General features: G+C 76.3%; 11 protein-coding genes. 5 read left to right on the forward strand and 6 right to left on the reverse strand.

Annotated elements, in window-relative coordinates:
• Window positions 1-501 (forward strand): cadmium resistance transporter (locus tag ACWENR_RS25995; protein WP_452279579.1); only part of this gene is annotated, 501 nt, incomplete at its 5' end.
• Window positions 502-529: 28 nt separating this feature from the next.
• Here ACWENR_RS25995 and ACWENR_RS26000 read toward each other — a convergent pair.
• On the reverse strand, window positions 530-2,134 hold the full coding sequence (locus tag ACWENR_RS26000; protein ID WP_452279580.1) for an ABC-F family ATP-binding cassette domain-containing protein: 1,605 nt from the start codon (window positions 2,132-2,134) through the stop codon (window positions 530-532).
• Window positions 2,135-2,378: 244 nt separating this feature from the next.
• Here ACWENR_RS26000 and ypfJ point away from each other — a divergent pair, with 244 nt between their 5' ends.
• Window positions 2,379-3,296, forward strand: coding sequence for a KPN_02809 family neutral zinc metallopeptidase (ypfJ, locus tag ACWENR_RS26005; RefSeq protein ID WP_452279589.1), 918 nt, complete (start codon window positions 2,379-2,381; stop codon window positions 3,294-3,296).
• 103 nt (window positions 3,297-3,399) lie between these two features.
• Here the strand turns inward: ypfJ and ACWENR_RS26010 are convergent, their stop codons facing one another.
• Entirely contained in the window at window positions 3,400-4,740 is a 1,341-nt protein-coding gene (locus ACWENR_RS26010; RefSeq protein WP_452279581.1) for a carbohydrate-binding protein, read from the reverse strand.
• A 214-nt stretch (window positions 4,741-4,954) separates the two neighbouring features.
• Here ACWENR_RS26010 and ACWENR_RS26015 point away from each other — a divergent pair, with 214 nt between their 5' ends.
• Together ACWENR_RS26015 and ACWENR_RS26020 are read left to right on the forward strand one after the other, a co-directional pair.
• Window positions 4,955-5,935 (forward strand): helix-turn-helix domain-containing protein, encoded by a 981-nt coding sequence (locus ACWENR_RS26015; RefSeq protein ID WP_452279582.1) that lies wholly within the window; start codon window positions 4,955-4,957, stop codon window positions 5,933-5,935.
• A 105-nt stretch (window positions 5,936-6,040) separates the two neighbouring features.
• Window positions 6,041-6,883, forward strand: a complete 843-nt coding sequence (locus ACWENR_RS26020) for a dioxygenase family protein (RefSeq protein ID WP_452279583.1) — start codon at window positions 6,041-6,043, stop codon at window positions 6,881-6,883.
• Window positions 6,884-7,109: 226 nt separating this feature from the next.
• Here ACWENR_RS26020 and ACWENR_RS26025 read toward each other — a convergent pair whose 3' ends face one another.
• The 4 genes from ACWENR_RS26025 to ACWENR_RS26040 form a co-directional block, all read right to left on the reverse strand.
• Complete coding sequence (locus ACWENR_RS26025) at window positions 7,110-8,444, reverse strand: helix-turn-helix domain-containing protein (protein ID WP_452279584.1); 1,335 nt, start codon at window positions 8,442-8,444, stop codon at window positions 7,110-7,112.
• Complete coding sequence (locus ACWENR_RS26030; RefSeq protein WP_452279585.1) at window positions 8,441-9,793, reverse strand: hypothetical protein; 1,353 nt, start codon at window positions 9,791-9,793, stop codon at window positions 8,441-8,443. The genes ACWENR_RS26025 and ACWENR_RS26030 overlap by 4 nt, the downstream gene beginning before the upstream one ends.
• A 103-nt stretch (window positions 9,794-9,896) precedes the next feature.
• The gene (locus ACWENR_RS26035) at window positions 9,897-10,550 is read right to left on the reverse strand and encodes an acVLRF1 family peptidyl-tRNA hydrolase (RefSeq protein ID WP_452279586.1); all 654 of its coding nucleotides are present in this window, start codon (window positions 10,548-10,550) and stop codon (window positions 9,897-9,899) included.
• A 69-nt stretch (window positions 10,551-10,619) separates the two neighbouring features.
• Entirely contained in the window at window positions 10,620-11,177 is a 558-nt protein-coding gene (locus ACWENR_RS26040; protein ID WP_452279587.1) for a TetR/AcrR family transcriptional regulator, read from the reverse strand.
• Window positions 11,178-11,235: 58 nt separating this feature from the next.
• Here ACWENR_RS26040 and ACWENR_RS26045 point away from each other — a divergent pair, with 58 nt between their 5' ends.
• Window positions 11,236-12,216, forward strand: coding sequence for a DsbA family protein (locus tag ACWENR_RS26045; protein WP_452279588.1), 981 nt, complete (start codon window positions 11,236-11,238; stop codon window positions 12,214-12,216).
• Window positions 12,217-12,490 lie beyond the last annotated feature (274 nt).

The raw sequence follows: 12,490 nt of genomic DNA on the forward strand, positions 1-12,490 counted from the left end.
GTCGCCGCCCGCACCACCGGCCGCCCCCGGCCCTGGCAGATCGTGGCCGGGCAGTACCTGGGCATCGGCGCGCTGGCGCTGGCCAGCGCGGTGGTGGCGGCCGGGCTGCTGGTGGTGCCCGATCCGTGGACCGGGCTGCTCGGCCTGCTCCCGATCGCCCTGGGCGTCCGCGCGCTGCTCGCCCGCGACGCCGACGAGGCCCCGGCGGTGGTCGGCTCCACCCTCGGCGTGGCCGGGGTGACGATCGCCAACGGTGCCGACAACATCGCCGTCTACGTGCCGGTGTTCCGCGCCCTCGGCCCCGCCGACAGCGCGGTCTTCCTGCTGGTCTTCGTGCTGCTCGTCGCGCTGTGGTGCGCCGCGGGGGCCTGGCTGGGCGGGCACCCCCGGGTGACGCGGCTGGTCGAGCGCGCCGGCCACTGGCTCGTCCCGGCCGTCTTCGTCGCCATCGGCCTGACCATCCTGGCCACCTCGGGCGTCCTGCCCCACCTGCTGCCCTGACCGCCCCTCGCGGGAGGAGGTGGGGAGGTCAGGCGAGTTCCACCAGTTCCAGGAGGTCGTCGCTCCAGGCGTCCTCGTCGCCGTCGGGGAGCAGGATGGCGCGGTCGGGCTTCAGCGCCATGACCGCGCCGGGGTCGTGGGTGACCAGCACGATCGCGCCCGGGTAACGGGCGATGGCGTCGAGCACCTGCTCCCGGCTGACCGGGTCGAGGTTGTTCGTCGGCTCGTCGAGCAGCAGCACGTTCGCGCCCGAGCAGACCAGGGTGGCCAGGGCCAGCCGGGTCTTCTCGCCGCCGGAGAGGACCCCGGCCGGCTTGTCCACGTCCTCGCCGGAGAAGAGGAACGCGCCGAGGATCTTGCGCAGGTCGGTGTCGGTCTGCTCGATGGCGGCGCTGCGCATGTGCTCCAGCACCGTCCGGTCCACGTCGAGCGTCTCGTGCTCCTGGGCGTAGTAGCCCAGCCGCAGGCCGTGCCCGGCGTGCACCTCGCCCGTGTCCGGCTCGAGCAGGCCGCCGAGCATCCGAAGCAGCGTGGTCTTGCCGGCGCCGTTGAGCCCGAGGATGGCCACCCGGGAGCCCCGGTCCACCGCCACGTTGACGTCGGTGAAGATCTCCAGCGAGCCGTACGACTTGGACAGGCCGGTCGCGGTCAGCGGCGTCTTGCCGCACGGGGCCGGGCTCGGGAAGCGCACCTTCGCCACCTTGTCGGCGACGCGCACCTCCTCCAGTCCGGAGATCAGCTTCTCGGCGCGGCGGGCCATGTTCTGCGCGGCTACGGTCTTGGTGGCCTTGGCCCGCATCTTGTCGGCCTGCGCCATCAGCGCGCCGGCCTTCTTCTCGGCGTTGGCCCGCTCCCGGCGGCGGCGCCGCTCGTCGGTCTCGCGGGCCTCCAGGTACGCCTTCCAGCCGAGGTTGTAGACGTCGACCACGGAGCGGGTGGCGTCGAGGAACCACACCTTGTTGACCACCGACTCCAGCAGCGAGCCGTCGTGGGAGATCACGATCAGGCCGCCCTTGTGGTTGGCGAGGAAGCTGCGCAGCCAGGTGATCGAGTCGGCGTCGAGGTGGTTGGTCGGCTCGTCGAGCAGCAGGATGCCGCCGCCGTTGTCGCCGGCGTCGCGGAACAGGATCCGGGCCAGCTCGATGCGGCGGCGCTGACCGCCGGAGAGGGTGCCGATGGTCTGGGCGAGCGCCCGGTCCGGCAGCCCCAGGTTGGCGCAGATCCGGGCGGCCTCGGCCTCGGCCGCGTAGCCGCCGAGGGAGGCGAACTGGTCCTCCAGCGCGCCGTAGCGGCGGACCAGCCGGTCGTCGGCGCCGTCGGCGAGCTTGGCCTCGATCTCCTTCATCTGGGCCATGAGCACGTCCAGGCCCCGGGCGGAGAGGACCCGGTCGCGGCCGGTGACCTCCAGGTCGCCGGTCCGCGGATCCTGGGGGAGGTAGCCGATGGCGCTGCGCCGGTCGATCTGCCCGGCGTACGGCTGCCCCTCGCCGGCGAGCACCTTGAGCGTGGTGGTCTTGCCGGCGCCGTTGCGGCCGACCAGGCCGATCCGGTCACCCGGCTGCACGCGCAGCGTGGTGTCGGACAGCAGGATCCGGGCGCCGGCGCGCAGCTCCAGGCCGGTGGCAGTGATCATGTCGGAGGACTCGCTCTCGGGGTCTGGAAGGGCTGACTCAGGGCACGCGAAAGCGCCGGCGGGCACGAGGCCCGTCGGCGCGGGGCGGTTCAGCCTTCGCAGAGCAGCACGGGGCAAGTGTACCGGGCGCCGCCCGGCCGCCCCTCCGGATTACCAACCAAGATCATCGGGTACCGAAACGCCGTCCGGACCCGGTCCGGTACCGCAACCACCAAGACGGATCGAAACGGTGATCGGGGTAGACATGGAGCTGAACGAGAACGCGCGGATCGACACCAGCCAGGTGGACGACCGGCGAGGATCCGGCGGAGGCGGCGGGCTGGGCGGCATCCCCATCCCGATCGGCGGCGGCCGGGGCGGCATCGTCGGCCTCGTCATCGCCGTGCTCGTCGCACTCGTCGGCGGTGGCTTCGGCCTGAACGCCGCCACCAACGGCGGCGGGGAGCCGCAGGGCGACAACACGTCGCTGGAGCAGAAGTGCTCGGCCGAGGACGCGCTCAAGCAGCTCGACTGCCGCAACGCGCTCTACGTCAACTCCATCCAGGCGTACTGGCAGCAGGCCCTGCCCCAGGCGTTCGGCGAGCAGTACCGCCCGTCCCGGACGGTGTTCTTCAGCCAGGGCGTCAACACCGCCTGCGGGCAGGCCGACTCCGGCGTCGGCCCGTTCTACTGCCCCGCCGACGACCTGGTCTACATCGACCTGACCTTCTACCAGGTGCTGGCGCAACAGCTCGGCGCGGAGGGCGAGTTCGCCCAGCCCTACGTGCTCGCCCACGAGTACGGCCACCACGTGCAGGACCTGCTCGGCACCGAGGCCCAGATGCGCCGCCAGCAGCAGCGCGACCCGGGCAACGCCAACGCCCTGTCGGTGAAGCTGGAGCTGCAGGCCGACTGCTACGCCGGCGCCTGGGCCAAGAACGCCACCGGCACCGCCGACGCCGGCGGTCAGAAGATCTTCACCAGCATCACCGAGCAGGACATCCGGCAGGCCATCGACACGGCCGAGAAGATCGGCGACGACGCCATCTCCGAGCGGGCGAACCGGCCGGTGAACCCGGAGGAGTTCACCCACGGCTCCTCCGAGCAGCGCCGGCAGTGGTTCACCCGGGGCTACGAGACCGGCGACCCGAAGTCCTGCGACACCTTCGGCGGTTCGCTGTGACGGCCGCCCGAGGGGTGGGCTGACCGCCCTTCGGGGAGGGACACGAGTGCGGGCCCGGTCGCCACGGCGACCGGGCCCGTACCCGTTGCGGTGCGAGTGGTGCTCAGACCCGCTGCCAGAGCGCCGGCACGTTCGGCGGCTCCCACCCGGGCTGCGCGGTGTGCCCCTGCAGGCAGCGGTAGGACACCCCGCCGTACACCACCGTCGCGCCGGCGGCGTACGCGGTGCCGACCTGCCAGGTCGTGTCGCCCGGCGGGTTGCCGGTCGAGGTGGGCGTCGGGGTCGGGTCGGGGCCCCCGCTGGTGACCAGCGTCAGCCCGTACGCCGCCAGGATCGGGTTGACGGGCTGGAAGTACATGGTGCCGCCGGTGCTGCAGTTGCCGGAGCCGCCCGAGGTCACGCCCTGGGCCTGGTTGCCGGAGATCCAGGAGCCGCCGGAGTCGCCGGGCTCGGCGCAGGCGTTGCTGCGGGTCAGCCCGCTGACCGTGCCCTCGGGGTAGGTCACCGAGGCGTTCTTCTGCTGGATGGTGCCGCAGCGCCAGCCGGTGGTGGAGCCGGACCGGCAGACCGCCGCGCCCACCGCGGCCTCGGCGCTGCCGGCCACGGCCACCGTCCCGCCCCGGTAGTCGTTCACCAGCCCGCGCGGGGTGTTCCCGGCGTCCACCTGCACCCAGGCGTAGTCGCGGCCGGGGAACGTGGAGCCGCGCACCGTGCCGCCCGGCTGGGAGGTGCGGGCGCCGGCCCTGCCGCAGTGGCCGGCGGTGACGAAGCCGCCGTTGACCGAGAACCCGATCGAGCAGCGGCTGCTGCCGGTGTAGTAGGCGTTGCCGCCGATCACGTCCGCGTACGGCCTCGGGTTCTCCGTGCTGGCGCGGACGCGCAGCACGCCCGCCGGCACGCCGGCGGTGGCGGCGAAGGAGCGGGCGGCGGACGCGCCGCCGTCGCGGGCGAGGACCACGACGGCGTTGCCGGGCAGGTCGGCGTACCAGCCGACGACCGCGGCCGGCGCGGCGGCGGCGTCGCGGTTCAGCCGGTCGACCGCCGCGTCGAGGGCGCGCTCGGGGTACGTCACCGGAACCGGGAGCGCGCCGAGGTTGCGGACCGAGGCGGCGTCGGCGGCGCTGGTGACGCCGACCGACACGGTGTCGCCCCGCTCCGCGACCCAGGTGCCGCCGTAGCGGGCGCCGAGGGTGGTGCGCAGCACCTGCTGGACCCGGCTGGCCCGGTCGTCGACGTCGAGACGGGCACGGGCCTGGGCCGGGGTGAGCCGCAGGTCCCGCTGGAGGGCGGCGAACATCTCGGGGGCGACGCCGTCGGGGGCGGCGACCGGGGCGGCGGACGCGGCCGTGGGATCGGCGCCGGCATGGGCGGCCAGGGCCATGGCCAGCACCAAAGAAGCGGCACTCAGGGTAGTTGCCGCCACGGTGGCTGTTCGGCGGAGCATGGGGTCTCCTCGCGGTAAGGACGATGTGGAGGGTCGAACCGACCAGGCATGAGCAGGTACGCAACGCGAAACGGCAGCCCCGCCACCGGCGCGCTACTAGAGAGACAACATTTGTTGTTAACTCTGTTGCCATTACCGTAGGTTGAGCATCCGGTGCCGTCAATAGAGGTGTCGGTCGATCTGCGTCCGTCCCGCGTCAGCGCAGGAGTTGCCCGTGTCCCCGTCGCGCCCGCCCGAGGAGTCCCCCCGCCCGAACCCGTCGGTCCGATCACGACCGGCCCCCGCCGGGCCACCGCCGGCACTGCCCCGGCACCACCTGGCGGCACCCGGCCCGGACGACGTGCCGTTCGCCGTCGGCACCTTCGACGAGCTCGGTCCGCTCTCCCGCGCCGACTTCCCGCACCGGCACACCTTCTACGAGCTGGTGTACGTCACCCACGGCCGGGCGTCGCACGTCATCGACCTCGACGCCCACCCCGTCCGGCCGCCGCACCTGTTCGTCGTCACGCCCGGCCAGGTGCACCACTGGCGAGACCAGCACGACCTGCGCGGGCACGTGCTGGTCTGCGCCGCCGACTTCCTGCTCACCGTGCCGGCGGCGCGCGACGCGCTGCACCGCTCGACCCACCGCTCCTGGCGCCCCCGCGACGCCAGCCAGGCGCGGCGGCTGGTCACCCTGCTCCGCTGGGCGACCGCCGAACACCGCCGGATCGCGCCGGGCCGCGAAGGCACCCTCCGGGCCTACCTGCACCTCCTGCTCACCGAGGTGCTCCGGGCCCGCCCCACGCGGCCGGCCCCCGACCCGCCGCCGGAGGCAACCACCCGCAACCGGCGGGCCGCCGCCATCGCCCGCCGCTTCGAGGAACTGCTCGCCGAGCCCGACCTCGTCGGCGAGCCGCCCCGCGCGTACGCCCGCCGGATCGGCGTGTCGGTGCGCCACCTCAACGACGCGGTGCCGCTGGCCACCGGGACCACGCCCGCCCGGCTCATCCGCCGGGCCCGGGTGCTGGAGGCGAAACGCCTGCTGACCGGAACCGACCTGACCGTGGCCGCGATCGCCGCCCGGCTCGGATTCGCCGACCCCGCCTACTTCTGCCGGTTCTTCCGCCGCGAGGTCGGCGACTCCCCCGGCGCGTTCCGGCGGCACGGCGGAAAACACCACGACCGCGGCCCACGGCACATCGACGCGCCCTGACGTCTGTCAATAGCGTCGAATCGCCGGCCACGCCGGCCCACCCGGCGTCACGGGCCCACGGGCCGGCCGGGCCGGAAACCCGTTGTCCCACGAGGAGGAGCGCTCATGAACGGTGCACCGAGCGACGCGCAGGAGCCCGGCGACCCCGGCCCCCGCAGCGGCGTGACACGCAAGAGCGTGCTGAGGGTGGCGGCCCTCGCGCTGCCCGCCCCGTTCCTCGTCGCCGGCGTCGCGCAGGGCTCGGGCGCGGAGGCGGCCTCGTCGCCACCGCCCCTCACCCCGTACTGCGACGACGGCGACGATCCGACGCCGGAGCAGATGGAGGGCCCCTACTTCAAGCCGAACTCGCCGCGGCGGACGTCCCTGGTCGAGGGCGGCGTGGTCGGCACCCGGCTCACCGTCGTCGGCCACGTCTTCGGGCTGGACTGCCGGCCGGTCTCCGGCGTGCTGCTGGACTTTTGGCAGGCCGACGCCAACGGCGCCTACGACAACACCGGCTACCGGCTGCGCGGCCACCAGTTCACCGACGCCTCGGGCGCGTACCGGCTCACCACGATCGTGCCGGGCCTCTATCCGGGGCGGACGCGGCACATCCACGTCAAGGCGCAGGCGCCCAACCGGCCGGTGCTCACCACCCAGCTGTACTTCCCCGGCGAACCGCGCAACAACACCGACCCGATCTTCGACCCCGCCCTGCTCATGACGGTGCGCGCGGTGGACGGCGGCCGGGAGGCCACCTTCGACTTCGTGCTGAACGTCACCTCCGGCCCCGGTCCCACCCGCACCCCGACCGGCACCCCGCCCGGCGGCACCTGGGCACCCGGCACCGCGTACGCGGCCGGCGCCCGGGTGACGTACGGCGGCCTGGCCTACCGGTGTCTCCAGGCGCACACCGCCCAGCCCGGCTGGGAGCCGCCGAACACGCCGGCGCTCTGGGCCCGCGACTGACGCGGGACCGGGAACGGACCGGTCGCCCGTTCTGTCGTGGGTCGCGGACGGGCGACCGGTCGCCCCGGACGGACCGGTCACCTTGGACGGACCGGTCACCTTGGACGGACCGGTCACCTTGAACGAACCGGTCGCCTCGGACGAACCGGGCGGCCGGGGCGGCGGAACGGGCATGTCGGCGTGCGGGGCGGTCCGGCGTGTCGGCGTGTGGGGCGGGCCGGGCGGATCAGGCCGTGGCGCGGAACGCGGCGACCCGCTCGCCGAGCTGCTCCACCTGGTGCAGGCCGTCGCGGAGCAGGTCGAGCGCGTCGCCGGGCCGGCCCCACCCGTCCAGCCGGTCCGCCAGCAGCAGGACCACTCCGGCCAGCTCCCGGCGCCGTCCGGTCGCCCGGTAGCCGGCGATCGCCGCCCGCAGGTGCCGCTCGGCGCCGGCCCGGTCCCCGACGTCGGCCCGCAGCAGCCCGCGTACCCGCTCGGCGCGGGCCGCCACCACCGCGTCGCCGCCCGGGTCGGCGGCGTCCCGCAGCAGCGCCTCGGCGCGCCCGGGCTGGCCCAGGGCATGGTGCACCTCGGCCAGCTCCACCCCGACGTCGCCGGCCAGGGCCCGCTGCCCGGCGGCGGTCAGCGCCGCGTGCGCGTCCGCCAGGTCGGCGAGCGCGCCGGCCAGGTCACCCGCGGCCCGCCGCCCCTGCCCCCGCGCCCTGCGGCAGCACGCCAGCTGCACCCCCATGGCGACCTGCCGGGCCGCCTGGCGGGCCTGCTCGGCGGCGACCCCGGCCTCCGCCGCGCGATTCGCGGCGAGCAGCGAGCGCGCGACGGTCAGGTGCAGCTCCGCCACCCGGGCCGGCTCGGGCAGCACCGCCAGGGCCAGGGCCCGCGCGGCCTCCTCCGCCGCCGCGTCCCCGTCGCCGAGCGCGACGTGGCAGAGCACCAGCTCGGCGCGCAGGGCCAGCAGGGCCGACGGGTCCGGATAGCCCTCCCGGGTCAGCGCGTCCCGCGCCTCGGTGAGCAGGTAGCGGGCGTACCGGTGATCACCGGCGTGGCACGCCACCGCCGCCCGGCCGGCCACCACCTCCGCACGCACGTGCGGCGGCGCTCCCGCCAGCAGCTCCTCCGCCCGGTCCACCTCGGCCGAGGCGGCGTCGGGATCGCCCCCGCGCAGCGCGGCGCGGGCCAGACCGAGCCGCGCCCGGGCGGCCAGCACCGGCTCGGCCAGGTCGACGGCGGCCACGGCCACCTCCCGCAGGACGGCGCTCGCGTCGCCCGCCGCCCCGGCCAGGTCCGCGCCGACCAGCCGGAGCCGGAGGCGTATCGCCTCGGCCGGCGAGCGGCCGGTGGCCAGGTCCGCGGGGGTGACGCCGAGCCGCTCGGCGAAGTGGGCGACGGCGTCGGCGGAGGGCACCCGGCGCCCGCCCTCCACGGCGGAGACGTAGGCCGCCGTGTAGCGGGGCTCGGCGAGGGCCCGCTGGGTCAGGCCCCGCTCCGCCCGCAGCCGCTGGAGGCGCCCGCCCAGCCCGGCCCGAGCCCCGTCCCCCGCGACGACGGGCTCCGGCCCGGTCACGACAGGCGCTCCGCCGCGCGCAGGCCCCGGCGCAGCACCGCCGCGGCCGCGTCCCGCTCCGCCCGGCCCAGCAGCAGCTCGGCGAGGTGCCGGCAGGTGATGACCACGTCTCCCATCAGGCCGGCCCGCTCGTACCGGTCGACCGCGCGCGACAGCAGCCGCCGCGCCTGGTCGCCGTCGCCCTGGGCGGCCCGCACCAGCCCGCGTACCCGGTCGGCCTCGGCCATGAGCTCGCGGTGGTCGCAGGCGGCGACCGTCCGGGCGGCCTCCTCGGCCAGCTCGCCCGCCTCGGCGAGGGCGCCCTCCCGCCGGCGCGCCTCGGCCAGCTCCAGCGTCGCCCCGGCGTGGTCGAGCACCGCGCCGACGGCGCCCAGCATCTCCCGGGCGGACCGCAGCTCCGCCCCCGCCTCCGCCGGCCGCCCGGCCCGCAGCAGCACGTAGCCCCGGGCCCAGCGGCACAGCGCGATCTCGCGGGTCAGCCCCAGCTCGGCGTAGCCCCGGGTGGCCTCCCGCAGGTGCCGGTCCGCCTCGGCCAGCTCGCCGTCGCGGCGCAACTGCCCGGCGACGGCGTGGAACTGCGCCACCCACTCCCGGTTGCCCACCCGGTCGAGCAGGGGCGTCACCTCCCGCTCCAGCCGCCGGGCCCGCTCGCGCCAGCTCAGTTCGAGGTACGTGTACATCAACGCGTTGGTCAACCGCAGCTCGGCGTCGGCGTCCGCCGGCGGCGCCGCCCGCAGGTCCCGCAGGCCGCCCTCCAGCATCGCCACCGCCCGCGGGGCGTCCCCCGTGACCAGCAGGCAGTACGCCTGCCGGGCCAGCACCGCCGCGCGCAGCGCCGGACACCCGTCGGGCAGCGCCTTCGCCAGCTCGTCGTAGCCGGCGGCGGCGTCCTCCGTCCGCCCCCGGTGCAGCTGCGCCTCCGCCAGGTGGTAGCCCGCCCAACCGGCCAGTTCGGAGAGTCCGTAGTGCTCCGCGCGACGGCGCGTCCCGGCCAGCGCCCGCTCGGCGGCGTCCAGCCGGCCGGCGGAGAGGGCGCGCCGGGCCGCCGCGTGCTCGGCCGCGAGCCGGTCGGCCGCGTCGGCCGGTCGGCCGTAGCGCAGGTCGTCCACCGGCAGCCCGAGCCGGCCCGCGAAGTATGCCAGCGCCTCGGGGCTGGGCACCCGCGCGCCCGACTCGACCGCGCCGAGGAACGCGCGGGTGTAGCGGGCGCCGACCACCTGCTGCTGCGTCAGGCCCCGGGCCAGTCGCAGCCGCCTGATCCGGTGGCCCAGGCTCTCCACCGGCAGCTCGTCGTCGGGGGCGTCCCCGGCACCGACCACGACGACGTCGGCCGCAGCCGTCTCCGCCATCCCGGCTCCTTCCCGACCCTCGCGCCCAGCCTAGTGCGACCGCCGTCCGGCCGGCCGTCCCGACCGGCGCCTCCGCCGGGCCGAAGCCGCCGTGGCCCGCGGATCAGGACGGCGCGGGATCGCGTACCAGGATCCGGACGGCCCGCGCGCCGGCGACGGCGGCGACCAGCACCGCGTGCCGGGGCTCGGGGACGTCGAGCAGGCGCTCGGCGCGGAGGGCGACGAGCGGGGCGAGCCGCCGGTCGGCGAGCACGGTGTCCACCGCCCGCCGGTCGCCGCCGCAGACCAGCGCGCTCAGCGACGACGCCGCCGGCAGCAGCAGGCGTACGGCCAGGTCCGCCGCGTCGCCCAGCGCCGCCTTCGCCTGGTTGTCGCGGCGCCGGGCGAAGCGCTGCTGCGACCAGCCCCCGGCGGCGGTGCGCCCCTGCACGTACCGGGTGTCGACCTTGGACACGACCAGCTCCTCCCCCGCCGCCACGCCGACGGCGACCGCGCCCTTGCGGGCCAGCAGCAGGCCGATCCGGCGGGGCGTGAGCGCGGCGGCCGCGAAGCCGGGCACGTCCGCGGCGGCCCCCGCGCCGGGCGGGGTGTGCAGCTCGGCGGTCGCGCCGTCCGGGGCGGCCAGCAGCAGGCCGTACGCCTGCGCGGCGGTGGTGGGCGGGCCGTGCCGGTCGGCGAAGCCGGCGACCCACCGGGTGACCCGGCCCGGATCCACCTCGACCCACCGACCTCCGCCTACCGCCGGCCTGCCGACCATGACAACCTCCCGAATGACGTACGCCCGGGGACCGGACGGAACTGCGCGGCTGCCCCGCCGACGACGCCGTCACCCACGGAGCAACCGCCAGGTCGCGAGCGCCGTCTCGGCCGCGCCGGCCGGGGCCCCCGTCGCGGTCCAGGTGGCGATGACGCCGGTCAGGGCGCCGGCGAGGTAGGCGGCGTGGACGTCCACCGGCACGTCGTCGGTCATTCCGGGGCGGGCCCTGGCCTCCAGGCTCCGCCGCAGTTCGGCGGCGAGCCGGTCCCGCAGGCTCGCGGCGAAGCGGGCGCTGCCGTGCGGGGACAGCATCCGGCGGTAGAGGACGGCGTTGGCGGCGACCGTGTCGAAGAGGTCGCGCAGCGGCTGCGGCGGCTCGTCGCGCGGGGCGTCCAACGGGCAGAGCGCCGCGGCGCGCGCCACCTGGGCGACCGCCTCCTCCATCGCGTCGGTGACGAGCGCGTCCAGGTCGGGAAAGTGGAGATAGGTGGTCGCCCGGTTGACCCCGGCCCGCTTGGCCACCTCGGCGATCGTGATGTCGCCCAGCTCCCGTTCCGCCGCCAGGTCGAGGACGGCCGCCCGCAGCCGGGCCCGGGTCCGCCGGGCGCGGGGGTCGGAGGAGGTCACGGCGACACTATACGACACCCGTGGTTTATACGACAGGTGTCGTGTAACGTCTCCGGCCATGCGGATCGAGATCTGGGCGGACGTCGTCTGCCCGTGGGCGTACATCGGCAAGCGACGGCTGGAGCGGACGCTGGCGTCCTGGCAGGGCGACCCGGTCGAGGTCGTCTGGCGGCCGTACCGGATCGACCCCTCCGCACCCACCCCCGGCGAGCCGCTGGCGGAGGTGCTGCGCGACCCGATGGTGGACGCCGCCCTGCGGGGCTGCGCGCCGGACCTCACGCCCGGCGAGAACCGGGAACGCGTCTCCCGCATCGCGCTCGCCGAGGGCCTCGGCCCGCGCTGGGGAGCCGGGTGGCGGGCCAGCAGCCACGACGCGCACCGGCTCATCGCCCTCGCCCACGAGGCCGGCGGCACGCGACTGCAGGACGCGGTGGCCGAGGAGGTCATGCGGGCGCACTTCGTCGACGCCCTGGACATCAGCCTCCCGGCGGTACTGGACGAGGTGTCCCGCCGGGCGGGCTTCCCGGCGGGCGGCCGGCTGCTCGCCGACGGCGGAGGCGACACCGCCGTCCGGGAACTCGTGCTGCGGGGCCGGGCCGCGGGGGTGGCGACCTCTCCGACGTTCGTCGCCAACGGCGCGGCACTGCGCGGCGCGCAGCCCCCGGAGGTGATCCACGACTTCCTGGCCGAGGCCGCCCGCCGCGCCCCCCGGCAGCTCCCGGAGGAGGTCGAGCGCTTCCGGCACGCCGAGGCGCTGCTGGACCTCGGCGACCCCCTCGGGGCCCTCACCCTGCTCCGGCCCCTGCTCGACGCCCACGGCGACGATCGCGGCACCCGGCTGCTCGCCGCCCGGGCCTACTTCCACTCCGCCCAGCTCAACCGGGCGCTGCGGATCCTGGAGCCGCTCGCGGCGGAGACCCCGGACGACTCGTACGTGCAGTTGCTGCTGGGGCGGACCCTCCAGCGGCAGGGCGACGCCCCACGGGCCGCCGCCCACCTGCGCCTGGCGGCGGCGATGTCGCCCGGCTACGCCGACTGACGGCGAGCGCCGCCGGCCCCCGGCGGGTGACGGTAAGCGCCGCCGATCCCCGGCGGGTGACGGCGAGCGCCGCCGGCTCCCGGCGGGCGGCCCGGCCGACGGACGCCCCGGCGGGGACCCCCGCCGAGCCGGCCGGGGGCGTTCGCGCTGGGACTACGCCCCGGCAGCGACCTCCCCGCGCGGGAGCCCAGGTACTGCCCGGCCACGATCTGCCAGGGCCGGGGGCGGCCGGTGGTGCGGGCGGCGTCGAAGAGCACCGTCAGGATGACGATGT

The sequence above is a fragment of the Micromonospora sp. NPDC004336 genome, assembly GCF_053602615.1.

Excerpts from the sequence above, each read along its gene's own strand:
- ACWENR_RS26020 (WP_452279583.1), top strand. The coding sequence starts at position 6,041 with ATGAACGGTGCACCGAGCGACGCGCAGGAGCCCGGCGACCCCGGCCCC.
- ypfJ (WP_452279589.1), top strand. The coding sequence starts at position 2,379 with ATGGAGCTGAACGAGAACGCGCGGATCGACACCAGCCAGGTGGACGAC.
- ACWENR_RS26010 (WP_452279581.1), bottom strand. The coding sequence starts at position 4,740 with ATGCTCCGCCGAACAGCCACCGTGGCGGCAACTACCCTGAGTGCCGCT.
- ACWENR_RS26030 (WP_452279585.1), bottom strand. The coding sequence starts at position 9,793 with ATGGCGGAGACGGCTGCGGCCGACGTCGTCGTGGTCGGTGCCGGGGAC.
- ACWENR_RS26000 (WP_452279580.1), bottom strand. The coding sequence starts at position 2,134 with ATGATCACTGCCACCGGCCTGGAGCTGCGCGCCGGCGCCCGGATCCTG.
- ACWENR_RS26035 (WP_452279586.1), bottom strand. The coding sequence starts at position 10,550 with ATGGTCGGCAGGCCGGCGGTAGGCGGAGGTCGGTGGGTCGAGGTGGAT.
- ACWENR_RS26045 (WP_452279588.1), top strand. The coding sequence starts at position 11,236 with ATGCGGATCGAGATCTGGGCGGACGTCGTCTGCCCGTGGGCGTACATC.